Annotated in this window: 19 protein-coding genes; 8 read left to right on the plus strand and 11 right to left on the minus strand. The window is 64.3% G+C overall.

Features of this window, described 5'->3' with window-relative positions:
* Nucleotides 1–10: 10 nt before the first annotated feature.
* A complete protein-coding gene (locus R2676_RS00695; protein ID WP_206275115.1) occupies nucleotides 11–607 on the minus strand; it encodes a peroxidase-related enzyme in 597 nt (198 codons plus the stop codon).
* Between the two features lie 51 nt (nucleotides 608–658).
* Entirely contained in the window at nucleotides 659–2,383 is a 1,725-nt protein-coding gene (msbA, locus tag R2676_RS00700; protein ID WP_206275279.1) for a lipid A export permease/ATP-binding protein MsbA, read from the minus strand.
* Between the two features lie 232 nt (nucleotides 2,384–2,615).
* Between msbA and R2676_RS00705 the strand changes: the two genes are divergently transcribed.
* A complete protein-coding gene (locus tag R2676_RS00705) occupies nucleotides 2,616–3,398 on the plus strand; it encodes a glycosyltransferase family 25 protein (protein WP_206275114.1) in 783 nt (260 codons plus the stop codon).
* 15 nt (nucleotides 3,399–3,413) lie between these two features.
* Here the strand turns inward: R2676_RS00705 and R2676_RS00710 are convergent, their stop codons facing one another.
* The 5 genes from R2676_RS00710 to dnaE form a co-directional block, all read right to left on the minus strand.
* The gene (locus R2676_RS00710) at nucleotides 3,414–4,256 is read right to left on the minus strand and encodes a glycosyltransferase family 2 protein (protein ID WP_206275113.1); all 843 of its coding nucleotides are present in this window, start codon (nucleotides 4,254–4,256) and stop codon (nucleotides 3,414–3,416) included.
* Nucleotides 4,243–5,016 carry a glycosyltransferase family 2 protein gene (locus R2676_RS00715; protein WP_012762406.1) on the minus strand — a complete coding sequence of 258 codons (774 nt, stop codon included), beginning with the start codon at nucleotides 5,014–5,016 and terminating at the stop codon, nucleotides 4,243–4,245. Before R2676_RS00715 ends, R2676_RS00710 begins: the two co-directional genes overlap by 14 nt.
* Before the next feature lie 12 nt (nucleotides 5,017–5,028).
* On the minus strand, nucleotides 5,029–6,309 hold the full coding sequence (locus R2676_RS00720) for an O-antigen ligase family protein (RefSeq protein ID WP_206275112.1): 1,281 nt from the start codon (nucleotides 6,307–6,309) through the stop codon (nucleotides 5,029–5,031).
* On the minus strand, nucleotides 6,306–7,373 hold the full coding sequence (locus R2676_RS00725) for a glycosyltransferase (RefSeq protein ID WP_206275111.1): 1,068 nt from the start codon (nucleotides 7,371–7,373) through the stop codon (nucleotides 6,306–6,308). The genes R2676_RS00720 and R2676_RS00725 overlap by 4 nt, the downstream gene beginning before the upstream one ends.
* An 83-nt stretch (nucleotides 7,374–7,456) precedes the next feature.
* Entirely contained in the window at nucleotides 7,457–10,975 is a 3,519-nt protein-coding gene (gene dnaE / locus R2676_RS00730) for a DNA polymerase III subunit alpha (RefSeq protein ID WP_206275110.1), read from the minus strand.
* A gap of 150 nt (nucleotides 10,976–11,125) precedes the next feature.
* On the opposite strand from dnaE, the gene R2676_RS00735 reads away from it, so the two are divergent.
* Together R2676_RS00735 and R2676_RS00740 are read left to right on the plus strand one after the other, a co-directional pair.
* A complete protein-coding gene (locus R2676_RS00735; protein ID WP_102066494.1) occupies nucleotides 11,126–11,974 on the plus strand; it encodes a sulfurtransferase in 849 nt (282 codons plus the stop codon).
* Nucleotides 11,971–12,096: a hypothetical protein gene (locus R2676_RS00740; RefSeq protein ID WP_257019813.1), complete on the plus strand. Its 126-nt coding sequence runs from the start codon at nucleotides 11,971–11,973 to the stop codon at nucleotides 12,094–12,096. The genes R2676_RS00735 and R2676_RS00740 overlap by 4 nt, the downstream gene beginning before the upstream one ends.
* Before the next feature lie 64 nt (nucleotides 12,097–12,160).
* On the opposite strand, the gene R2676_RS00745 is transcribed toward R2676_RS00740, so the two are convergent.
* Together R2676_RS00745 and R2676_RS00750 are read right to left on the minus strand one after the other, a co-directional pair.
* Nucleotides 12,161–12,733, minus strand: coding sequence for a flavodoxin family protein (locus tag R2676_RS00745; RefSeq protein WP_027680925.1), 573 nt, complete (start codon nucleotides 12,731–12,733; stop codon nucleotides 12,161–12,163).
* A gap of 78 nt (nucleotides 12,734–12,811) precedes the next feature.
* Nucleotides 12,812–13,510, minus strand: a complete 699-nt coding sequence (locus R2676_RS00750; RefSeq protein ID WP_147214627.1) for a pirin family protein — start codon at nucleotides 13,508–13,510, stop codon at nucleotides 12,812–12,814.
* A gap of 106 nt (nucleotides 13,511–13,616) precedes the next feature.
* Here R2676_RS00750 and R2676_RS00755 point away from each other — a divergent pair, with 106 nt between their 5' ends.
* Together R2676_RS00755 and gluQRS are read left to right on the plus strand one after the other, a co-directional pair.
* Nucleotides 13,617–14,519 carry a LysR substrate-binding domain-containing protein gene (locus R2676_RS00755; protein ID WP_027680923.1) on the plus strand — a complete coding sequence of 301 codons (903 nt, stop codon included), beginning with the start codon at nucleotides 13,617–13,619 and terminating at the stop codon, nucleotides 14,517–14,519.
* Nucleotides 14,520–14,581: 62 nt separating this feature from the next.
* Nucleotides 14,582–15,517: a tRNA glutamyl-Q(34) synthetase GluQRS gene (gene gluQRS, locus R2676_RS00760; protein WP_206275109.1), complete on the plus strand. Its 936-nt coding sequence runs from the start codon at nucleotides 14,582–14,584 to the stop codon at nucleotides 15,515–15,517.
* Between the two features lie 49 nt (nucleotides 15,518–15,566).
* On the opposite strand, the gene R2676_RS00765 is transcribed toward gluQRS, so the two are convergent.
* Nucleotides 15,567–17,048: a DEAD/DEAH box helicase gene (locus tag R2676_RS00765; RefSeq protein WP_410003873.1), complete on the minus strand. Its 1,482-nt coding sequence runs from the start codon at nucleotides 17,046–17,048 to the stop codon at nucleotides 15,567–15,569.
* A gap of 255 nt (nucleotides 17,049–17,303) precedes the next feature.
* On the opposite strand from R2676_RS00765, the gene R2676_RS00770 reads away from it, so the two are divergent.
* The gene (locus R2676_RS00770; RefSeq protein ID WP_027680920.1) at nucleotides 17,304–18,119 is read left to right on the plus strand and encodes an oxygen-binding di-iron domain-containing protein; all 816 of its coding nucleotides are present in this window, start codon (nucleotides 17,304–17,306) and stop codon (nucleotides 18,117–18,119) included.
* Here the strand turns inward: R2676_RS00770 and R2676_RS00775 are convergent.
* On the minus strand, nucleotides 18,103–18,813 hold the full coding sequence (locus R2676_RS00775) for a TetR family transcriptional regulator (RefSeq protein ID WP_206275108.1): 711 nt from the start codon (nucleotides 18,811–18,813) through the stop codon (nucleotides 18,103–18,105). The genes R2676_RS00770 and R2676_RS00775 overlap by 17 nt on opposite strands.
* A gap of 199 nt (nucleotides 18,814–19,012) precedes the next feature.
* Between R2676_RS00775 and R2676_RS00780 the strand changes: the two genes are divergently transcribed.
* Together R2676_RS00780 and R2676_RS00785 are read left to right on the plus strand one after the other, a co-directional pair.
* The gene (locus tag R2676_RS00780; protein WP_206275107.1) at nucleotides 19,013–20,716 is read left to right on the plus strand and encodes an AMP-binding protein; all 1,704 of its coding nucleotides are present in this window, start codon (nucleotides 19,013–19,015) and stop codon (nucleotides 20,714–20,716) included.
* Nucleotides 20,717–20,730: 14 nt separating this feature from the next.
* Complete coding sequence (locus R2676_RS00785) at nucleotides 20,731–24,042, plus strand: carboxyl transferase domain-containing protein (protein WP_206275106.1); 3,312 nt, start codon at nucleotides 20,731–20,733, stop codon at nucleotides 24,040–24,042.
* The last annotated feature ends 3 nt before the right edge of the window (nucleotides 24,043–24,045 follow it).

Genomic DNA, 24,045 nt, shown 5'->3' on the forward strand with positions numbered 1-24,045 from the left:
CGCCTGCACCCTACTTCTTTTCGCGCGGCACGCGGCCGAGCAGGAAAAACTCGTCATTCGGCCGCATCGAAATCACATTCGCCATGCGGTTCGACAGACCGAAAAAGGCGGTGATGCCGGTGATGTCCCAGATGTCCTCATCATCGAAACCGTGCGCGCGCAGCGCTTCATAGTCGGCGTCGTTGACGGTGTGTGAGGCGGAGCAAACCTTCATCGCAAAGTCGAGCATGGCGCGCTGGCGCGGCGTGATGTCGGCCTTTCGGTAATTGACCGCCACCTGGTCGGCCACCAGCGGGTTCTTCTCGTAAATGCGCAGGATGGCGCCGTGCGCGACCACGCAATACAGGCACTGGTTGGCGGCGGAGGTGGCGACCACGATCATCTCGCGCTCGCCCTTGGTGAGGCTGCTGCCTTCACGCAGCATCAGCGCGTCGTGGTATGCGAAGAAGGCACGGCATTCGTCGGGCCGATGTGACAGCGCCAGGAAAACATTCGGCACAAAGCCGCTCTTCTCCTGCACTTCCAGGATGCGCGCGCGAATATCTTCGGGAATGTCGGCCAGTTCAGGAACGGGAAACCGGCTGATGGGCGGCGTGGTGGTCGTCACGATGTCTCCTTTGATGTGAGCATCCTGAGCACGCCGCCCGAGCGGGAGGGCTTACTGAGTGGCGAACTGGATGCGATGGAGTCCAGCATACAACCCATCGCGCTCGATGAGTTCGCGGTGCGTGCCGGCTTCGGCAATCTTGCCGTGCTCCAGCACGATGATCCGGTCAGCATTTTCGATGGTCGACAGACGGTGCGCGATCACCAGCGTCGTACGGCCCTCCATCAGCCGTTCGAGCGCGGCCTGCACCTGGCGTTCGGACTCCGAATCCAGTGCGGACGTGGCTTCGTCGAGGATCAAGATCGGCGCATCCTTGTAGATCGCGCGGGCAATCGCGAGGCGCTGGCGCTGTCCGCCGGACAGCTTCGAGCCGTTGTCGCCGATATTGGTATCGATGCCCTCGGGCAGGTTGTCGACCACATCGGTCAGGTAGGCTGCTTCCAACGCACGGCGCACGCGTGCCATGTCGATCTCGGAGGCGTCACGCGCGCCATACGCCACGTTGGCTGCGATGGTGTCGTTGAACAGCACCACGTCCTGGCTCACGAAGGCGATCTGCCGACGCAGGTCGTGCAGGGCCAGATCCGCCAGCGCATCGCCATCGAGCGAGATCGTGCCCGAGGTCGGATCGAAGAAGCGCGGCAGCAGGTTCACCAGCGTGGTCTTGCCGCTGCCCGATGGCCCGACCAGCGCGACGACCTCGCCCGGCTTGACGTGCAAATTGACGTTGGCGAGCGCTGCCCGGCCATCTTCGCCATAGCGGAACGTGACGTTGTCGAAGCGGACATCGCCGCGGGCGCGATCAATCTTCTTGCCGCCCTCTTGCGGTTCGATCGGCGTGTCGATCAGGCCGAAGATGAATTCGGCGGCGGTCAGGCCGCGCTGCAGCGGCTGGTTCACGTCAGTCAGGTGCTTGAGCGGCGAGATCAGCAGCAGCATTGCCATCACAAAGCCGGTAAAGCCGCCGACGGTGGTCTGGTTGGCCTGCGCCTGCAACATGGCAATGGCCAGAATGACCGACAGCGCCAGCGCCGCCAGGAACTGCGTCACCGGCTGGTTCAGGCCGCCCGCCACGGCCACGCGCATGGCGTAACCACGCAGGCGGTTCGTCATGGCATTGAAGCGCAGCGATTCGTATGCCTCGCCGCCGTGCAGCTTCACGACCTTGTAGCCGCCCACGGCCTCTTCCACCACATAGGCTGCCTGGTTGGTCAGGTTCTGGCTCTCGCGGTTGAGCGAGCGCAGGCGACGGTTGATGCGCGACATCAGCAGCCCGATGATCGGCAGGATCACCGCCACTACCAGCGTCAGACGCCAGTTGGTGTAGAACAGGAAGATCAGCAGCGCCAGCACCGTCATCGAGTCGCGCACCAGCGTGATGAACACGCCGGTCAGCACTTGCAGCACCTGGTTCACTTCAAAGATGACCGCGTTGATGATCGACGCTGCCGTATTGCGCTGATAGTACGAAGCGGGCGCCTGCAGCAGCCGTTCGAACATCTTCATCCGCAGATTCAGCAGCACCTTGTTCGAGACGAGGCTCAGCAGATACGTCGACGCAAATTGCGCAATGCCGCGCACCACGGCAATCCCCACCAGCATGGCCGGCACCTGCCACAGCTTGCCGGCGTATTCCCCGCCGAAGCCCTGATCCAGCAAATCCTTCACGACCTTGGGGATGATCCCCTCCGTGGCCGCCACCACGCCCATGGCGACCATTGCCAGGATGAAGGCGGTCAATTCGGGGCGAAGGTAGCCCCACAACCGCTTGAGCATCGGCTTGGCGGGCGCTGGGTGGTCAGACTTTGCTTGTATACTCACGGCGTTTTCAAATGAGGGTGGGCAGCTTGCGTCGCATGGAGATCGCATGGCCGCCATAAAGTGCGTTGCAGCGGCCGTCATCCGACAGACGGGCGACCCGGCATTTTAGCGGCAATCCACCACCCGGCCCATCCTGCTGCGCAATGCCCGGTCCAGACTGGCCGGCGGATCACCTGACGCTTCCGCAATGAGTTCGCGCGTTCCCACGTTTTTCATCAATCTCGACCACGACGCCGGGCGCCGCGAAGCCCTGGAGCGACAACTCGATGCGTTGGGCCTGCCGCATCGCCGCTTCCCCGGTGTGTACGGCAAGACACTTCCCGCCGACGAACTTGCGCGCCACTATGACCACGCACGCGCTACGAGCCAAAGCCGCGAATTGACCGTCGGCGAAGTCGGCTGCGCGCTGAGCCACCTCGGCGTCTACCGCGCAATGATCGAGCAGGACCTGCCCTACGCGCTCATTCTGGAAGACGACGCCAAACTCGGGCCGGAGGTGCCTGCCGTACTCGACGCCCTGGCAAAGAGCGTGTCACCCGACGAACCGGTCGTCACGCTGCTTACGCACATCGACCGTTACTACAAGCGCAGTGCCCGGCCGCTGACAGCGCACCACCGCACGGTCAAACTCGCCAACTATCAGTGGCTCGCGCACGGCTATTTCGTCACGCGCGCCGCGGCCAAGCGCATGGTCGAGCAGCTCTATCCCGTGTGGCTGGCCGCAGACTACTGGTACAAGTTCGAGCGCGAAGGCATCGTGCAGATGCGTGCGGTCGTGCCTTATGTGATTGGCGTGCAGAACTTCGATAGCGGCTCGAACCTGGAAGCTGATCGCGCCATCAAAAGCCGCGAAGCCGACGACCGCCTGGGACTCGGCCATCATCTGCGCCAGATCTTCGTGCGCAAGTTCCTCTATCAGATTTTCGTGCGGCCGTTTCTCGGCATCGTCAAGCAGAAGAAGACTTGGTGAGCAGACGGCGCGCGCTCAGGCGCCCTGCTCTCGCAGTTCTGCAAGCCCAACGTCTGCGCGGATGATGTCGGTATTGCGCCGAGCCATCATGCGTTGATAGTTGGGGCTTTCCTGCTCGCGCGATTGCTCGCGATGCCACAGGTGGAAGACTTCAGTCGCGCAGAAGCCGCGCTTGCGCCGCACACCGGCGTTGTACAGGCGCACCGCCAGATCGGCGTCTTCATGACCCCACCCGACGAAGCTCTGATCGAAGCCGTTCACGCGCTCGAAATCGCTGCGCCACACGCCAAGGTTGCAGCTCTTGATGCCGCGCAGGCTGGTGTCCTTGAATGTGCGCGGCACCGGCAAACCCGGCACCAACAGCGGCAAGAATTTGTTGATGCGCCCCGCGCGCCAGGCGGCAAACCAATACGCGCGATCCTTCAGGTGAATATCGATCTGCTGGGTGACAACCTCACGCGTCATCGCCTCATTCAGCAGGATCCGACTGCCGGACAGCAGGCGCCCCCGCTCGGCCAACGCGCGATGCCGCGCCACAAAATCCGGACGCGGCACGCAATCGCCATCGAGAAAAACGAGGTAGTCGGCGTCCGTCGCCAGCACGCCGCGGTTGCGGATCTCACCAGCGCGAAATCCGTCGTCGGGATGCCAGACATGGCGCAGCGGATACGGCGCGGTCTTGGCAGCGGCTTCGACCGCCACGCGTGTGTCATCGCGCGAACCGTCGTCGGCGACGATGACGTCGAATGCGCGATCGGTCTGTGCGCCACAGCCGGCCAGTACGCGAACCAACGCGTCCGGGCGGTTATACGCCGTAACGATGAGGGCGATGCGACGCGGCGACTCAGCGCTTGCCATGACGATGCAGCATCATCAGCTTGACGTAGCGGTAATACGTGCCCTCGGCGTTCGACACGGCCAGCATGAAGCCCTCCGCACCATCGAGGAAGCCCCGCTGGATGATGTACGTACGGATGAACGCCCACAGCCCGTGACCGATCGCGCTGCCCAACGACGCGCGCTTGCCCTTGGCATAAGCTGCGGCTGCACCGGCGGTTGAATAATCGTTGGCCTTGTCCAGAGCAGCCTTCAAATCGGGAATCGAGTAATGAATGATGGGCGCGCGGAAGTCGCCCACCGTACCCTCGAAGACCAGGTGCGAGTGCACCGGCGCATCGAAGAACGTCACCTGCTCGCGCTTGAAAAAGCGACGAATGCGGTCCGGCCACCAGCCCGAATGCTTCATGAAGCGGCCGCAAAAACTAGAGCTGCGCGGCATGGAGTAGACAGTGTGCGGGCTGCCCGATTCCAGTACGGCGATCATCTCGGCCCGCAATTCGGGGCTGATGCGCTCGTCGGCGTCCAGCGAAAGCACCCAGTCGGTGCGCGCCTCGCGCAAGGCGCGGTTGGACTGTTCGCCGTAGCCGGGCCAGTCGGTCTCGAACACGCGTGCACCGAGCTGGCGGCAGATGTCCTGCGTGCCATCCGTGCTTCCCGAGTCGAAAACGATGACATCGTCCGCCCAGTCACGTACCGAGCGGATGCAATCGCCGATATCAGCGGCTTCATTCTTGGCGACGATGATGACGGCGAGCGTGGCTCGATTGGATGCAGGCATGCGAAAACAATCTCAGAAAACAGGAGCGGCACCAAGCTGCTGCCGGCGCCGGTGAATATGCGCGGTGAACACGGCCACCATCACGCTGTAGAACACGACCGTCTGCGCGATGATCAGCATCACTTCGGTCAGCCCGAACAGTAGAAAGCCGACACATAACGTGAGGCCCATCGCGCCCGTCGTGCGCAAGATGCGGTCGTCGCACAGCGCGGCGCGCAGAAAGTAGGCGGCGGGCACCAGGTACAGCGCCAGCAATGCGCCGATGCCCAGCACACCAAGCGTGGCGCCATTGTATAGAAACTCGTTGTGGGCATGCTCGAAGGCCGTCGCTTCCTGTGTGATAAGGCCTTCAGCGTGAATTGCCTTGAGAGCGGGCCCGAATTGGCCTCTTCCCACCCCGGCCAGCGGGTGACGCGTCAACATCAGCGTAGCGGCTTTCCACAGCTGGAAACGAATGCCGACCGAGGTGTTGGTCTGACCGGCTTGATAGGCGCGCACATCACCGATCGCTTGATCGAAGCGGGTTTGGACGACGCTTGAAGAAATGCAAACAGCCACCAGCAACGCAAAGAATCCCAGCAGGGCGGCCGCCCGCTTCCTCCAGTCGACATGCCGGAGCGTCGCCACGGCAATCAGCAAGAGCACAGGGATTGCAATCCACCCACCACGCGCCTGCGACAGATACGACGCATAGAGCCCGGCGCCGCCCGCTAACAGACGCAGCCCGATCAGGGCCCAGCCGTCACCTTTCGCCCAACCAATCGATATGAGTGCGAACAATCCCATCAGCAGCGAAAGGTTGCCAAATGGAATGGCATTGGAAAACGCGCCAACCGTGCCCACGCGCCCCGCCCGCAATTCGAAATACGCCCACACTGCAGAGCCAAGGGAACCCGCCACACATCCCCACTGCACGCTCTCCAGCTGTTTAGGCCGCAGGTGCAACAGCGCAAACAGCGCCAGCCCGAACAGCCAGAGCCGGCCATAGGCAAATGGCACGCTGCGCGGCGCCGCAGGGTTCAATTGGGCGCTGATCAGCATCGCGGTTGGCATGGCGGCCATGGCCAGGATCAGCCAACGATGTTCATGCCACAGTGCTCGGAGTCGGGGCATGACCTCCGCTGGCGCGACGAGCATCGACCAGAACGCAGCCACCAGCAGCAGCAAGAACGACAGGAACGCTGCGCCACGAACCGAGAGCATGAAGGCCGGAAGGATGGAGATTCCGAACACGGCCAGCGCCGCCGGCGCGCTCGCTATCAGCGTCCGTCCACGTTGCATCAAGCCGCTCATCGCAATGTCCCCGCGCCGGGGGCAAGCGCCAGGAGCGCGTCGATGTGCGCAGCGATGCCCGGGTCATAGCGAAGATGCTCACGCGGATTCGACAGGCGAGCTTGCCCCGCGTGCACACGCGCAACAGCCGCCTCAATCGTGCGCGCCAGCGTGGCCGGATCATCCAGATCGAAGGTAGGCGCCCCTTCCTCCGAGATCACCTCGGTGCAAGCAATATTGGCTGCAAGCACGGCGGGGGTGCCGCAAAGCACGGACTCCACGCCGATCAGCCCGAACGGCTCGTAGTGCGAAGCGAGGATCGTGTAATCCGCCGCGCGGTAGACGTTCTCGATGTCCTTGCGGTATCCCAGGTAGCGGATGTTGGGCGAGGACGACGATACCGGCCGCCCGATCACCGCCAGCTGCACAGGCAAATCCGTCTTGGAGAAAAACGCCTCCAGCAGCGGATAGCCCTTGCGCTTGTGGCTCGACGACGGGAACACAAACGTGACGCGATCCTTTGCGAAGCCAAGCTCATCGCGCAGGCGCTGACGCTCCGCTTCAACCACCGGCGAGAACTTCGTCTCACTCACCGGGGGGTACACCGTCTTTACCTTGTCAGCGGGAATGTCGTAGTAGTCGAGCACTTCCTGCGCCATCAGTCGCGAGTGCGCAACGACGACGTGCGAGCGCACGTAGTCCCGGCGCTCCAGGGCGATCTGCTGGCGATCCCAGAAGGCGGGCTCTTTTGAAAAGCTCCTCAGATAACCGACGTGGGTACCGCCGCAAATCGCGATATCCGAAGCGCCCGTGCGGTTGCAGCCGATCATCAGATCGATGTGCTCACGCTTGGCCAGATAGCGCACAAGCCAGCCGAACGCATGGTCATTCAATTTGCCGGGCAGCTTGCGCGTGGGCAATGCAACGGCCTTGACCTGGCGGTATTCGGGAAGCGCCTTGTCCACCATCTTGGCGAAGAACACAGGACGGATGGCGCGCTCATGCAGACCGCGCACCAGGTCCATCGCGTAGCGCTCGCTGCCGCCGCTGTAGCCCAGCGCGTTGCACGAGATTCCGACGTTCATGGATGCTCTAGTAATAATCGTATTGAGACTGCAGTCGTGCCGAGCGCCCGCCCGGCAATGGCGCCCCCCGCGCCATCTTCGAACTACTCGTACACCGTTGCCACGTTCTCGGCGTCCAGCGCCTGACGCAGCGCGGCGATTGCCGCCTCGCTCGGAACAATGCGCCACGCATCGCCGAGCACGGCTTCGCAGCGGGCCTGCTCGCAAACGTAATTGATGCGCACCGAGACGCCATTGCCATCTGCCGCCACATGCGGCGAAAGCAGATCGCGCAGCTTGGCCGCTGTCGAATCGCCGTTCATCGACAGCCGAATCGCCCGCGCAAACTTGGCCCGCGCCTGCGTCATGTCCATGACGGATTCGGCCGTCACACGCACGCCGCCAGTGAACATGTCGTGGCGGGCGCTGCCCTGCACGATCAGCACTTCGTCTTCCTTGAAGAGCGCGCGATTGGCCTCGAAGACTTCGTTGAAGACCGTCACTTCGGTGGCTTCGCTGGCCGAGCCGTCGTCGAGCATGACGATCAGCATCTTGCCGCGCTGCGTCATCTGCGTACGCTGCCCGACAATCACGCCGGCCACCGTTTTGTTACGTGCATCGCGGTTGCCGTAGCCGCCGCCATTGCCCTTGTCGGTCACTTCGCGAGCCAGATCGGCCAGCGTCGTGCGTGCAAAGCGGCGCACCTCGTCGCGGTATTCATCGAACAGGTGACCAGAAAGGTAGAAACCCAGCGCCTGCTTTTCTTCCTGCAGCTTGCGCTTGGTCGTCCAGGCCGGTTCGTCGACGAGTTCAGGGCGATGCTGCTCGGCATCGTCACCGCTCATCAGGTCGAACAGCGACACCTGGTTGGCAGCCGCCGCCTTCTGCTCGGCGGCTTCCATGGCCAGGCCGATCGAAGCGAGCAGCTGCGCGCGGTTGGCGTTGAGGCTGTCGAAGGCGCCGGCGCGCACCAGCGCTTCGATCGTGCGGCGATTGACCTGGCGGCGGTCGACGCGTTCGCAGAAGTCGAACAAGTCCTTGAACGGGCCGTCTTCGCGTGCACGCAGGATGTCTTCGATCGCGCCCTGGCCACTGCCCTTCACGCCGCCGAGTCCGTAGCGGATGGTCTTGGCGTCGGTCGGTGCAAAACGATACTGGCTGGCGTTGATATCCGGCGGCAGGATGGTCAGGCCGTTCTTGCCTCGGGCATCGTCGTAAAGGATCTTCACCTTGTCGGTGTCGTCCATGGCGAGCGACATGTTGGCTGCCATGAATTCGGCCGGGTGATGCGCCTTGAGCCACGCCGTGTAATACGCCAGCAGCGCATACGCGGCCGCGTGCGACTTGTTGAAGCCGTAGCCCGCGAACTTCTCCATCAGGTCGAAGATTTCATCGGCCTTTTCGGTGGAGAGCCCGTCCTTGGCCGCGCCCGCGCGGAACAGCTCTCGGTGCTGTGCCATCTCTTCGGGCTTCTTCTTACCCATCGCGCGGCGCAGCAAGTCGGCGCCGCCGAGCGAGTAACCGCCCACGATCTGCGCCATCTGCATCACCTGCTCCTGGTAGACCATGATGCCGTAGGTCTCCTTGAGCACCGGCTCGACGCGCGGGTCGGGGTACTCCACCTTCTCGCGGCCGTGCTTACGCGCGCAGAAGCTGGGGATCAGGTCCATCGGGCCCGGGCGATACAGCGCCACGAGGGCGATGATGTCTTCAAAGCGGTCGGGCTTGGCGTCCTTCAGCATGCCCTGCATGCCGCGGCTTTCCAGCTGGAACACAGCGACCGTGTTGGCCGTCTTCAGGATGTCGAACGCCTTCTTGTCCGTCAGCGGAATCTGGCTGCAATTCCAGTCCGCCTTGGACGGATCGAGCATGCGGATGTAGCGCTCCGCCCAGTCGAGGATCGTCAGCGTGGTCAGGCCCAAGAAGTCGAACTTGACCAGGCCGACGGCTTCCACGTCGTCCTTGTCGTACTGACTGACGACGCCGGCATCTTCACCGCCTTGCGTGTAGAGCGGGCAGAAGTCGGTCAATTTGCCAGGGGCGATCAGCACGCCGCCAGCATGCATGCCGACGTTACGGGTCATGCCTTCGACGCGCTGGGCAAGTTCCAGCAGTTGCTTGACTTCTTCTTCGTTGGCCTCGCGCTCGGCCAGCAGCGGCTCTTCCTTCTTCGCTTCTTCCAGCGTGACGAGCTTGCCCGGCTTGAACGGGATCAGCTTGGCCACGCCGTCGACAAAGTTGTAGCCGAGATCGAGCACGCGGCCCACGTCGCGCACCGCGGCCTTGGCGGCCATGGTGCCGAACGTGGCGATCTGCGAGACGGCGTCCTTGCCGTACTTTTCCTTCACGTACTGGATGACGCGGTCACGGCCGTGCTGGCAGAAGTCGATGTCGAAGTCGGGCATCGACACACGTTCCGGATTCAGGAAACGCTCGAACAGCAGGTTGTATTTGAGCGGGTCCAGATCGGTAATGCCTAGCGCATACGCCACCAGCGAACCTGCGCCCGAGCCCCGGCCCGGCCCCACCGGCACGCCGTTGTTCTTGGCCCAGTTGATGAAGTCCGCAACGATCAGGAAGTAGCCCGGGAAGCCCATCTTGATGATGGTGCCGGTCTCGAATTCCAGGCGGGCGTAGTACTCGGCGCGTTTGGATTCGCGCACGGCCTCGTCGGGGAACAGCACTTCCATGCGCTTTTCCAGCCCTTCCTTGGCGAGCTGGACGAGGTAGTCATCCAGCGACATGCCATCGGGCGTCGGGAACAGCGGCAGCTTGGGCTTGCCCAGTTCCAGCTTGAGGTTGCAACGCTGCGCGATCTGTACCGAATTGGCCAGCGCAGACGGGATGTCGGCAAACAGCGCGCACATCTCGTCCTGCGTCTTGAAATACTGTTCGGTCGTGAAACGACGGGCGCGGCGCGGATTGGCGAGCAGCTCGCCCTCGGCGATGCAGGTGCGCGCTTCGTGGGCCGTGAAATCGTCCGGCGTCATGAACTGCACCGGATGCGTGGCCACCACCGGCAACTGCATGGCCGAGGCCAGCTTCACGGCCTGCTGAATGTAGGCTTCGGTGCCGGCGTGCCCGGCGCGCTGCAGCTCGATGTAGAAAGCGCCCGGAAACACGCGCGACCAATGCGTCGCGAGCTTGCGCGCCAGCGCATCGTTTCCGTTGGCCAGCGCCATGCCGATATCGCCGGCCATCGCGCCCGAGAGCGCCAGCAGACCGGTGGCCAGCGGCGCGTTTTCAACACCCGGCTCGTCGAACCATTCGGGGGCGATTTCCGCGCGGCCTCGATGCTGGTTGGAGAGCCACGCCCGGGCCAGCAACTGGCACAGGTTCAGGTAACCCTGCTTGTCACGCACCAGCAACAGCAGGCGCGTCGGCTTGTCGCGCTCGTCGTGATTGGTGATCCACACGTCGGCCCCAACAATGGGCTTCACGCCCTTGCCACGCGCTTCCTTGTAGAAACGCACCAGCCCGAAGGCGTTGGCGAGATCGGTCAGCGCCAAGGCGCCCATGCCATCTTTGGCGGCAGCCTTGACGGCATCGTCGAGACGGACGTTGCCATCGACGACGGAATATTCGGAGTGGAGACGGAGGTGGACGAAGCGCGGCGAATTCATCCGCGTATTGTAACGGGTGACACCTTCCGCAAAGCATTCCGGGTGTGCCCGATTGACCTGCAGCAACCCCGCACGGCTGCGCGGGCGGCTATAATTTCGGCTTACGAATCAACGGGTTACCCAAGGCGCCGGAAAACGGCGCGGCAGCACATGCAGATCGTCAATATTTCCGCTTACAAATTCGTCACCCTCGATGACCGCGAGACCCTGCGCCCCGCCCTGCTGGCCGAGTGCCAGGCGCGCGAGCTGAAGGGCACCGTGCTGCTGGCGCCCGAGGGCATCAACATCTTCCTGGCCGGCTCGCGTGAGGCCATTGACGGCATCGTCGGCTGGCTGCGCGCCGACCCCCGTTTTGCTGACTTGGCACCGAAGGAAAGCCTGTCCGATCACCAGCCGTTCCGCCGCCTGCTTGTGCGCATGAAAAAAGAAATCATCACCATGCGCCATCCGCTGATCCGCCCCGAAGAAGGCCGCGCGCCGTCGGTCGCGCCGCCCGACCTCAAGCGCTGGCTCGACCAGGGCCACGACGACGAAGGCCGCCCTGTGGTGATGCTCGACACGCGCAATGACTATGAAGTCGCCGTTGGCACGTTCAAGAACGTCGTCGAATACAACCTCAAGAAGTTCACTGAATTCCCGCCCGCCATTGCCGCGCACAAGGACGACTTTGCCGGCAAGACGGTCGTGTCGTTCTGCACCGGCGGCATCCGCTGCGAAAAGGCAGCAATTCACATGCAGGAGATCGGCATCGAGCGCGTCTATCAGCTCGAAGGCGGCATCCTCAAATATTTCGAGGAAGTCGGCGGCGCGCATTACGACGGCGATTGCTTTGTGTTCGATCACCGCACGGCGCTCAATGCCGAATTGCTGCCGGCAGGCCCGAAGCAGTGCTTTGCCTGCCGCGCCGTGGTGACGCCGGAAGAGCAGCAGTCCCCCGACTACATCCCCGGCCAGCGCTGCCCGCATTGCGCCGGCAACCAAACGCGCGCCGCCGCATGAAGCGCCTCGCCGCCCGCCTCCTCGTCACCGCGCTGTGCCTTGCGGCATTGGGCGGTTGCGCGGCGAGTTGCGAGGGCGGCACGAATCGCGGCGTGTTCTGCGGAGCCGGCACGCGCTTCTGACCCTTTGCAGCGCGCCAGCAAAAAAACGCCGGACATGCCGGCGTTTTTCTTTGGGCGATCCGTTTTACTGGCGACCGCGCACGAACTGGTTCGTGATGGCAACAATACGTTCGCCGAACAGCTTGGCGGTTTCCAGGTCGCCGGGCAGCGGACCTTCTTCCGGGCTCGCGTCCGACGGCGATTGCGCCAGCGCGCCGCCAAAGCCAGCCAGGTAGTTCACGTCGTTGCGTGTGGCCGCCTTGCTGTTGGCCGGCATCATGCCCGTGCCGACCCAGATCATTCCGTGCTGCTGCGACAGCGTCCACAGATACTGGATCGACGCGTACTTGTCACCGTTCATCGATGCGGAATTCGTGAACCCCGCAGCGATCTTGTCCTTCCACGCACCGGTAAACCATGCCTTGGACGATGCATCGGCAAACTTCTTGAAGTCGCCCGAAACGCCGCCCATGTAGGTCGGCGCGCCAAAGACGATCGTGTCGACGCCGGCGAGCAGCGCCCAGGTGTCGTCGTTGACGTCCGTGACGGAGATCAGGTGTGCTTCGGCGCCGGCGCCTTGAATGCCTGCAAATACGGCCTCGGCCTGCTTCTTGGTGTGGCCATAACCGCTGTGATAAACGACTGCAACTCGTGCCATGGGAATCCTCTTGGGGTTAGGGGTACGGCGGGGAACAACGGAAAAGAAAAATGGCGCACAGAGCGTGCGCCACCCACATTACGGCAGATCGAACACCAGCACTTCGCTGTCTTCGCCGCCGGAGAGCATCACCGTCTCTTCTTGCGTCAGCTTGGCGGCGTCGCCGCCCACCAGCGTGCGACCGTTGACGCTCACCTTGCCGCGCACGACATGCACATAAGCGCGGCGGCCTGCGGCGATCGGCAGGGACGCAGTTTCTGCGCCATCGAACTTGCCGGCGTAGAGCGCCATGTCCTGGTGCACTTTCACCGATCCGTCACGGCCGTCGGCGCTGGCGATCAGGGCCAGCTTGCCGCGCTTGGCCGCCTCGTCGAAATGGCGTTCTTCGTAGCCCGGCGTCAGGTTCAACTGCGCTGGCAACACCCAGATCTGCAGAAAATGCGTGGTCTGGTCCTGCGCGTGGTTGAACTCGGAGTGACGCACGCCTGTCCCAGCCGTCATGCGCTGCACGTCGCCCCGGCGGAGCACGCTGCCGTTGCCCATGCTGTCCTTGTGCGCCAACTCACCATCCAGCACGTAACTGATGATTTCCATGTCGCGGTGGCCGTGGGTGCCAAAGCCCATGCCGGCGGCCACGCGGTCTTCGTTGATGACGCGCAACGGCCCGAATTGAACGTGCTCCGGGTCCATGTAATCGGCGAACGAGAAGCTGTGATACGACTTCAGCCAGCCGTGGTCTGCGTACCCGCGATCTTGAGAGGGGCGGATTTCAATCATTTTGATGAATCTCCTATCCAAATTACTGCGTCGATGTGTGAATGGTACGCAGATTGGCTATAGTTTCGCGGTATAGCTTTGATTCAAAACATCAAAAATTCTGAATATGGCGCTCTCGCTGGAATCTCTGGAAGTGCTGGACGCGATTGAACGCAAGGGCAGCTTTGCCGCCGCGGCGCATGAGCTGGGCAAAGTGCCGTCCGCGCTCACCTATGTGGTGCGCAAGCTGGAAGACGATCTCGACGTCCTGCTGTTCGACCGACGCCGCCACCGGGCCGAGCTCACACCCGCCGGCCGCGCACTGCTCGACGAAGGCCGCCACCTGCTGCAGGCTGCGGATGAACTCGCCCGCCGCGTCAAACGCCTCGCCACCGGATGGGAAGCCACGCTGACCATCGTAGTCGACGATCTCGTGCACTTCCGCGCACTGATGCCCGTCATCCAGGATTTCTACGCAGAGAACACGGCCACGCGCCTGCGCTTCTGCCGTGAGGTGCTGGCCGGCACGTGGGACGCACTGCTCTCGGGCCGCGCGGATTTGCTGATCGGACCAGCGCAAGTGATGCAGGTGCAGGGCATTCAGACGCGCACGGTGGGCAACATTCCTTTCGTGTTTGCGGTGGCGGCACATCACCCGCTTGCGCAGATGGAAGAGCCCTTGCCTGCCGCCGCCATTACGCGGCATCGCATCGTTGCCGTGGGGGATACGTCGCGCAACCTGCCCGCACGCACCATCGGCGTGATGGCCGGACAGGACACGCTCGTGGTGCCGTCCATGGCGGACAAGGTGCAAGCTCAGATTCGCGGCCTGGGCTGCGGCTGGCTGCCGGTGCCGTTGGCGCAGCCGTATCTCGATTCCGGCGTGCTGATCGCCAAGGAAACCACCGAAGACAAGCGCGCCGGCACATTCCAGGTGGCATGGCGCAACAACATGCGCGGCAAGGCACTGCAATGGTGGGTCGACAAGCTGGAAGACCCGCGCCTGGGGCAGGCCTTGATGATGCAGTAGGCGCCTCAGGCCGCCAAATCGCGCACAATAGCGCCATCGACCTCTGCGCCTGGAGCGTTGCGTTGTCCCAAGCCAATCTCGATTTTCCGGAATCCGCCAACTCGTCGCGCGGCCCATACCGTGGCCGTTTTGCACCCTCGCCCACGGGGCCGCTGCATATCGGCTCGCTGGTCACCGCATTGGCAAGCTGGCTGGATGCGCGCGTACATGGCGGCACGTGGCTCGTGCGCATCGAAGACATTGACTTCCAGCGCAATGTGCCCGGCGCCGATCGCGACATCCTTGCTACGCTGCAAGCACTCGGGCTCACTCCCGACGAAGCCCCGCAATGGCAGAGCACACACCTTCCGCGCTTTGAACATGCGCTTGAGCAGTTGCAGGCCGTCGGCCGCCTCTACCCGTGCGGCTGCACGCGCCGCGAAATTGCGGATTCCGTCACCAGCATCGACGCGAACGGGCACGTGCGTCACCAGACGCTGATCTATCCCGGCACGTGTCGCAACGGGCTGCTCGGCCGCCCCGCGCGCGCATGGCGCGTGCGTGTGCCAGACGCTGACGCGGCCACGGTCTGCTTCGACGACCGCTGGCAAGGCACCCAATGCCAGAACCTGGCCGAGGCTGTCGGCGATTTCGTGCTCAAGCGCGCCGACGGCATGTGGGCGTACCAGATTGCGGTGGTAGTGGACGATGCCGCGCAAGGCATCACGGACGTCGTGCGCGGCGCCGACCTGCTCGACTCGACGCCCCGCCAGATCTATCTGCAACAGCTGCTGGGCTTGCCAGCGTTGCGCTATCTGCACGTGCCGGTGGTCGTGAACCCAGACGGCGAAAAGCTCAGCAAGCAGACCGGCGCGCGCGCCATCAACCGCAGTCAACCGCTAGCGGCGCTCACCGAAGCGGCACAGCACCTCGGGCTGGAGATCCGTGCAGGGGATGTGGAAGGGTTCTACCGGGACGCCGTCCCGGCATGGGCCAATCGCCTGGCGCAGCTGGCCTGATGCAATTGACCCGGGGCGGCAGGAGCGCTGCCGCTTTCCGTCGACTGACTTAACGCTTGCGCGGCACGCCGCCGAGCAGGGCCGCGATCGGCCGCTTGGCGGTGCGCGGGTGTCCGGCGGGCTGTGCCGGCTTGGCGGCCTCCGCCGATTCCGCCGGCACAGACGATTCGTACGGGCGGTTGAAGAACGGATCGTCGGATGGGCGGAACGCCGGACGCACGATCGTGTGATCAAGCACGCGGGCGCCGTTACGCTCATCGCGCTCACGGGCGCGACGGACTTCGCTGCGGGCACGCTTTTCATCGCGCTCGCGGCGTTCACGGTCACGCGCCTGTTCGCCGGTCGGATCGAAATCGGCCAGTTGCTCGCGCGGCAAATTGCGCTTGATCAGCTTTTCGATATCGGCCAGCAGGCGCTCATCGCCCGGGGCGAACAGCGACAGTGCGTCGCCCGAAGCGCCGGCACGACCCGTGCGGCCAATGCGGTGCACGTAGTCTTCTGCGTTGAACGGCAGGTCGAAGTTGATTACGCACGGCATCTGCGAGATGTCGAGACCGCGCGCTGCCACGTCGGTGGCGACCAGCACATCGACGGTACCTTGCTTGAACGCTTCGAGCGTCTGCATGCGCTCGGTCTGCGTCTTGTCGCCGTGAATGGCGTTGGCGTTGATGCCTTCGCGCTCCAGCGCACGCGCCAGACGCGAGCAGCCGATCTTGCTGTTGGAGAACACGATGCACTGGCGCGGCAAGCCTTGCTCGGCACGCTGCTTCAACAGGTGCACGAGCGCCGCCTGCTTGTGGTTGTCCGGCACGGTGTAGATGACCTGGCGGACATTCTCCGCCGTGGCGTTGCTGCGGGCCACTTCAATGGTCTGCGGATGACGCAGGTAGCTGGCGGCCAGCTTCTTGATCTCCGGCGAGAACGTCGCCGAGAACAACAGCGTCTGGCGGTGTGCCGGCAGCAGGTTGATGATGCGCTGCAGGTCGGGCAGGAAGCCCATGTCGAGCATGCGATCGGCTTCGTCGAGCACCAGCATGCGCACCTGCGACAGGTTCACGCTGCGCTGCTGCACGTGGTCGAGCAGGCGGCCCGGCGTGGCCACGAGGATCTCCACGCCGCGGCGCAGTTGCTCTGTTTGCGGGTTCATGTCGACGCCGCCGAACACCACGGCGCTGCGCAACGCCGTGTACTTCGCGTACTTGGCAACGTTGTCGTACACCTGGTCGGCGAGTTCGCGCGTGGGCGTGAGGATCAGCGCCCGCACCGGGTGGCGCGCCGGCGACGCGCTCGTATTGGCGTCGGGCAGCAGGTTATGGATGATCGGCAGCGAGAAACCGGCGGTCTTGCCGGTGCCGGTTTGTGCGGCGCCCATGACGTCGCGGCCGGCGGTCACCACCGGAATGGCGGCGGCCTGGATGGGCGTGGGCTTGGTGTAACCGCTTTCGGTCAGCGCGCGGAGGACGTCCGGATGCAGGCCGAAGCTGTCGAATGTCACCGATTCATTGGCCGGCGCTTCTGACGCTTCAGACATCGTTGCAGTATTCATAGGGGGAGATGCGGCATGCCGGTTGGCATGGCGGCGCGCCAAACCCAGGCGGAAAACCCGCGTGCGGCTCGCGCAAAGCGTTAAAAATCAAAAGTTTATCACGTGAGAACCGGCCCGGGACGGATGATCCGCCCACACCAGCCGACGGCAGCGCCACAGCTGCCTTGACACGGATCAAGTGGGCCGGGCACGCGCTGCGCCACCATCCAGGCATTCCAACCTGCGCCCTGCCTTCTCCCCATGGTCACCACGCTCTATGAATCGCCCGAGCACGTTTGCCTGATGTTTTCCGACTTGGTCGACGATCACGACGACCTGCCCGTGCAGACCAACCAGTTCCTCATCGTCGATCACGGCCACGGCGCGCTGATCGATCCGGGCGGTCAGATGACCTACAACGCGTTGTTTCTGGCGATGAACCGGTATTTTCCGCCCAAGCAGCTGGACTACGTGCTGGCCTCGCATGCGGACCCGGACATCGTCGCCTCGGCGGGAAGATGGCTCACGAGTTCCAGCTGCGACATCCTGATCTCGCGCGTGTGGGAGCGCTTCCTGCCGCATTTCTGCAACGTCGGCAAGACTGAAGGCCGCATCGTGCCGATCCCGGATACGGGCATGGCGATTCCGCTGGGGCAATCGCATCTGCTGGCCGTGCCCGCGCATTTCCTGCATTCGGAAGGCAATTTCCAGTTCTACGATCCGGTGTCGCGGATCCTGTTCTCCGGCGATCTGGGTGCATCGATGGTGCATGCCAACGTTGCGGCCAAGCCCGTGGGCGATTTTGACGCGCACCTGCCGCTGATGGCGCCCTTCCACCGCCGCTATATGAGCGGCAACCGGGTATGCCGGCTGTGGGCGCAGATGGTGCGGGGGCTCGATATTGAATGGATCGTGCCGCAGCACGGCCAGGCGTTTCGCGGCAAAGCCATGGTCAACCGGTTCATCGATTGGGTCGAAACGCTCGACTGCGGCATCGACCTGATGACGCCGGAGATCTTCCGCCTGCCCGCCCTGCCGAAGGCGGCAGCCGGCGCAACGATCAAGACGCGCGCGTAGCGCCAGAAGCCGGGGCAGCCGGCAGAATGATCTTCATCATGGCGCTCGACAGCTCGTGCGCCAGCACCCCGGCGTCGATGCGCGACGGGTCGTGCCACGTATACATGAACCCCATCACGCCGCCCATCGAGTGCGCCGCGACGCGCGCATCGCCAAAGTCAAACACGCCGGCGCGCTTGCCCTCGTCGAGCAGCGCATAGAGATCGCGGTAATACGCCCGCGACATGCCGTGCAGCCATTCCACCGTTTCCGGGCGCAGGTATTGCCGATCGCGATACGTCAGTGCCGCGGCGTAGTGACAGTCGATGCACCGGCGCGCCATTTCCAGTAGACACGCCTGCAGGCGCTCTCGCACGGGCAGGGCCGGATCGGCGGTTTCCCGGATCGCCGACAGGCAGATCTGCGCGGCCTCGCGGCACAGGATGTCGAAGATCTCGTATTTGTCGGTGAAGTAGTAGTACACCGCCGGTTTCGTCACGCCGAGCGCGTTGCACAGGTCGCTCATCGTCATGCCGGCATAGCCTTTGGTGAAGAAGAGCTGCGCGGCGGTGTCGAGAATCTGACGGCGGCGGGCCTCCTGCCGCTCGGCGATGTGCGGGCGCGTGGCCGGCGGTGTGACGCCGGCGGCCTCGGCGGCCTCGGTTTCTGCAGACGGTTGCACGTCGGAAACGGCAGATTTGCGAACGGTGGACATGACACATATTTTCGCATGTCGCCCGCGGATGCGCCGTGGCATGCGCGCATCTTGGCGACATCTTCGCTTCGATGCTTGACGCATCAAAGAACGCTTTCTATATTCTTACCCGTTGGTATAAAAAATTACTTCTCAGTATAGATAGTGCGGCGCCACGCTGCGCACGCACTGCACAACCCAACGGAGACAAGCTTTGGCGATGGACGAGTCCGAGTATCTCGGCCGCGTTCGCGCGCTCTGGGCGCGCGCATGGCCGGTCGATACCCCGCGTGAGCCGCATTACCCGATCGGGCGCGTTGCCCTCACCGACTATCTGCGGCACTGGGCGCGCACCACGCCAGACAAGCCGGCCATCCACTTCTACGGGCACGATACGACGTTCGCCCAGCTTGACGATCTGTCGGACCGCTTTGCCGCGCTGCTCGCGCAACACGGCATTGGCGCAGGCGACCGGGTGGCGGTCTTCCTGTCGAATTGCCCGCAGTTCAATGCGGTGTTCTTCGGCATTCTCAAGCGGGGCGCCGTGTACGTGCCGATCAGTCCGCTGTCACAGCGTGCCGAACTGATGCATGCGCTGAGCGACGCAACACCCCGCGCCATCGTCACGCTGGACCGCCTCATGCCGCTGGTGCGTGACGTGCGCGCCGAAACATCGATCGAGCACGTCTTCGTCACACGTTACGCAGATGTGCTCCCCCCACAGCCGACGCTGCCGCTCCCACCCATGCTGACCGAGCCGGCGCTGCCCTGCGAAGACGCCATCGACTTGTTGCCGGCACTGGCGCAGACCACGCCGATCCCCCTTCCGCCGGGCTCGCTCGACGCGGTTGCCGCGCTCAACTACACCGGCGGCACGACGGGGCTACCGAAGGGCTGCATCCACACGCAAGGGGACATGGTCGACATGGCGGCTGCGTTCTCGGCCGTGTCGCTGCGCGCGGATGCCGACACCGTCCTGCTCAGCTTCTACCCGCAGTTCTGGATAGCGGGCGAGAACACCGGGCTGATCTTCCCTGCTTTCCTTGGCGTGCCGCTGGTGTTGCTCGCTCGCTGGGACGCCGAGGCCTTCATGGCGGGCGTGCAGCGCTACCGCGTGACCAACGGTTCGATGCTGGTCGATAGCGCCGCCGAGGTGATGGCGCATCCGCGTGTGCATGCGTACGACCTGCGTTCGCTGCGGCACACGGGCGTGTCGTCGTTCGTGAAGAAGCTGAACCCGGAATACCGGCGCGCGTGGCGCGAATTGACCGGCTCAATGATGGCTGAGAGCGCCTGGGGCATGACGGAAACGCAGACCTGCAACAGCTTCACGGTCGGCATGCAGGACGATGATTTCGATCTGCGCTCGCAGCCGATTTTCGTGGGGCTGCCGGTGCCGGGCACCGATTTCAAGATCTGCGACTTTGACACGCACGCACTCATGCCGATCGGCGCCGAAGGCGAACTCTGCGTGCGCACGCCAACGTTGCTGAAGGGCTACTGGAACAAGCCGGACGCCACCGCGCAGACGCTGCGCAACGGCTGGTTCCACACCGGGGACATCGGCTGCATCGACGAACAGGGCTACGTGCACTATCTCGGCCGCCGCAAAGAGATGCTGAAGGTCAATGGCATGAGCGTATTCCCGGCGGAGATCGAAGCCATGCTCGGCAAGCATCCGGCCATCCTCGGCTCTGCCGTGGTCGGCCGCGCCGACGCGCAACGCGGCCAGCTGCCTGTCGCCTTCGTGATGCTGCGCCCTGAGGCCGTCGGCACATTGGACAGCGCCACGCTCACCGGTTGGTGCCGCGAGAACATGGCCGTCTACAAGGTGCCCATCGTGCGCATCGTCGATGCACTGCCCCTCACGGCCACCGGCAAGGTGCGCAAGCAGGATCTCGCACCGCTCGCTGAACAGCTCTAACTCACCTCTGCTCCATGACGTTTCGCAAACTGCTGATCGCCAATCGCGGCGAGATCGCCATTCGCATTGCCCGCGCAGCCGCCACGATCGGCTTGCCCTCCGTCGCCATCTATTCCGAAGACGATCGCGACGCGCTGCATCCGCTACGCGCCGATGAAGCCGTGCCCTTGCCTGGAACCGGCCCGCGCGCGTATCTCGACGGTGCGGCCATCCTCGACGCTGCACGCGCAGTCGGTGCCGATGCTGTTCACCCGGGCTACGGCTTCCTGAGCGAGAGCGCGGCCTTCGCGCGCCAGTGCGCAGAGGCCGGCGTGCAGTTCATCGGGCCGCCGCCGCGCGTGCTCGAACTCTTCGGCGACAAGGCACGCGCGCGGGCACTTGCGCACGAGGCCGGCATTCCCATCGTCAGCGGCACGCAAGGCGCGACCACGCTGGAAGAGGCGCGCGCCTTCTTCGCCGCGCTGCCGCCCTCGCACGGCATGATGATCAAGGCCGTGGCCGGCGGAGGCGGACGCGGCATGCGCGCCGTGCACGATGCGCAGGCGATTGCCGATGCGTACGCGCGTTGCGTATCTGAAGCGACCGCCGCGGGTGGTGGCGCAGACGTCTACGTAGAAGCGCTGGTGCCCGCGCCGCGCCATATCGAAATCCAGATCGTTGCGGACGCGCACGGCCACGTTACGCACCTCGGCGAGCGTGAATGCAGCCTGCAGCGCCGTCACCAGAAACTGATCGAGATCGCGCCCAGCCCCGCGTTGGACGATGTGCTGCGTGCACCCATTGCCGAGGCTGCCGTCACGCTCGCCAAGGCGGCGGGCTACATCGGCATCGGCACCTTCGAATTCCTCGTGGAAGGCGCGGGCACGCCACACGCCACCTTCTACTTCATGGAGGCCAACCCGCGCGTGCAAGTCGAACACACGGTCACGGAAATGGTGACGGGTATCGACCTGGTCGTGACCCAGCTGGCGCTGGCGCGAGGTGCGTCGCTCGCAGATGTCGGGCTTGCTCAGCCGATCGCGCCGCGCGGCCACGCCGTGCAGGTGCGCATCAATGCGGAGACCCTCGATGCAAGCGGTCAGCCGCACCCGTCCACCGGCATGCTGACCGCCTTCGAGCCGCCCAACGGCCCCGGCGTGCGCGTCGACACCTGCGGCTATGCGGGCTACCGTCCGAACCCGCGCTTCGATTCACTGCTGGCCAAACTGATCGTCCACGCGCCGCACGGCACGTATGCGCAGACGCTGACACAGACGTACCGCGCGCTGTGCGAATTCCGCATCGAAGGGCTGGCAACCAACAAGCGGTTGCTGCAAGACCTGCTGCGCGATGCTGACGTGCAGGCCAACGCCGTGCACACGCAGTTTCTCGATGCGAAGCTCGCCGACCTGGCCGCCGGCAACGGCGAAGCGCATCCCGCACTGCACGCCACGTCGGTCGCCACCCCAGACCTGACGCCCGCTACGTCATTCCTCGACGAGCTTCCTGACGACGCCGAAGTGCTCACCGCGCCAATGGATGGCGCACTGATCCAGATGCATGCACAAGCCGGTGCCACTGTCGCGCGGGGCGAGGTGCTGGCCGTCATTGAAGCGATGAAGATGGAGCATGTCGTCACCGCACCGGCTGCTGGTCGTGTGCTGCAGGTCTGCGCGCAGTCGGGTGCCACAGTGCGCGAAGGCCAGCCGCTGGCCGTGCTGCAGCCCGCCGACGCACAACATGACACCGCAGCCGCCAATGCCGAAATCGATCTCGACCACATTCGCCCCGACCTGCAAGCCGTCATCGAGCGCCATGCGTTCGGTCTCGACGCGAACCGCCCGGAGGCCGTCGCCCGCCGCCGCAAGACCGGGCAGCGCACCGCGCGCGAGAACATCGCACACCTGTGCGACGCCGACTCGTTCATCGAATACGGTGCACTCGCCATCGCAGCGCAACGCCAGCGCCGCGCACTCGACGACCTGATTCGCTCGACGCCGGCGGACGGCATCATCACCGGCATCGGGACCGTCAACGGCGCGCACTTCCCCGATCAGGACGCGCGCTGCATGGTGCTCGCGTATGACTACACCGTGCTGGCGGGCACCCAGGGCACCTTCAACCACAAGAAGACCGACCGTGCACTGGAGCTGGCGCAGCAATGGAAGCTGCCCGTTGTTCTGTTCGCCGAAGGCGGCGGCGGTCGGCCGGGCGACACTGAAAAGCGTGGCGTCAGCGGCCTGGACTGCCCGACCTTCATCCACTTCGCGCGTCTTTCAGGGCTGGTGCCGACCGTCGGCATCGTGTCGGGCCGCTGCTTCGCAGGCAACGCCGCACTGCTCGGCTGCGCCGACGTGATCATCGCCACGCGCGACGCGACCATCGGCATGGGCGGCCCCGCCATGATCGAAGGCGGCGGTCTTGGCGTCTACGCGCCTGAGGAGGTCGGGCCCGTCAACGTGCAGGCGCCGAATGGCGTGATCGACGTGCTCGTCGAAAACGAGACCGAAGCCGTGGACGCCGCGCGCCGCTACCTGAGCTATTTCCAGGGGCCGCTCGCCCATTGGGAAGCCGGCGACGTGCGCCACCTGCGCCACGTGATTCCCGAAAACCGCATGCGCAGCTATGACATGCGCGCCGTAATCGATGCATTGGCCGATACGGATTCGGTTCTGGAACTGCGTCAAGCCTTTGGTGTGGGCATCATCACCGCGCTGATCCGCATCGAGGGCCGCGCCTTCGGCTGCATCGCCAACAACCCGCGCCATCTGGGCGGCGCCATCGATTCTGCAGCGGCAGACAAGGCATCGCGTTTCATGCAGCTGTGCAACGCATTCGACCTGCCCATCGTCTCGCTGTGCGACACACCGGGTTTCATGGTCGGGCCGGAGGCGGAGAAGACCGCCACCGTCCGCCACGTCAGCCGCATGTTCGTAACGGCCGGCAACTTGCGCGTGCCTCTCTTCACCATCGTGCTGCGCAAAGGCTACGGCCTTGGGGCGATGGCCATGGCAGCGGGCGGTTTTCACGCGCCGCTGTTCACGGCGTCGTGGCCGAGCGGTGAGTTTGGCGGCATGGGCATCGAAGGCGCCATCCGCCTGGGTTACCGCAAAGAGCTGGAAGCCGTGGAAGACCCGGCAGAACGCGAGGCACTGTTCCGCAAGATGGTCGACGCCGCCTACGAGGAAGGCCGCGCGCTCAACATCGCCAGCTATCTGGAGATCGACGCCGTGATCGACCCGGCCGATACGCGCCGCTGGCTGCTGCGCGGGTTGCAATCGGCGCCGCCTGCGCAGCCGCGGCACACGCGCGACCCCGCCACGCGCCGCTTCATCGACACCTGGTAGCCG

Source organism: Ralstonia flatus, from assembly GCF_958439105.1.
In the GTDB taxonomy this organism is placed as follows: domain Bacteria; phylum Pseudomonadota; class Gammaproteobacteria; order Burkholderiales; family Burkholderiaceae; genus Ralstonia; species Ralstonia flatus.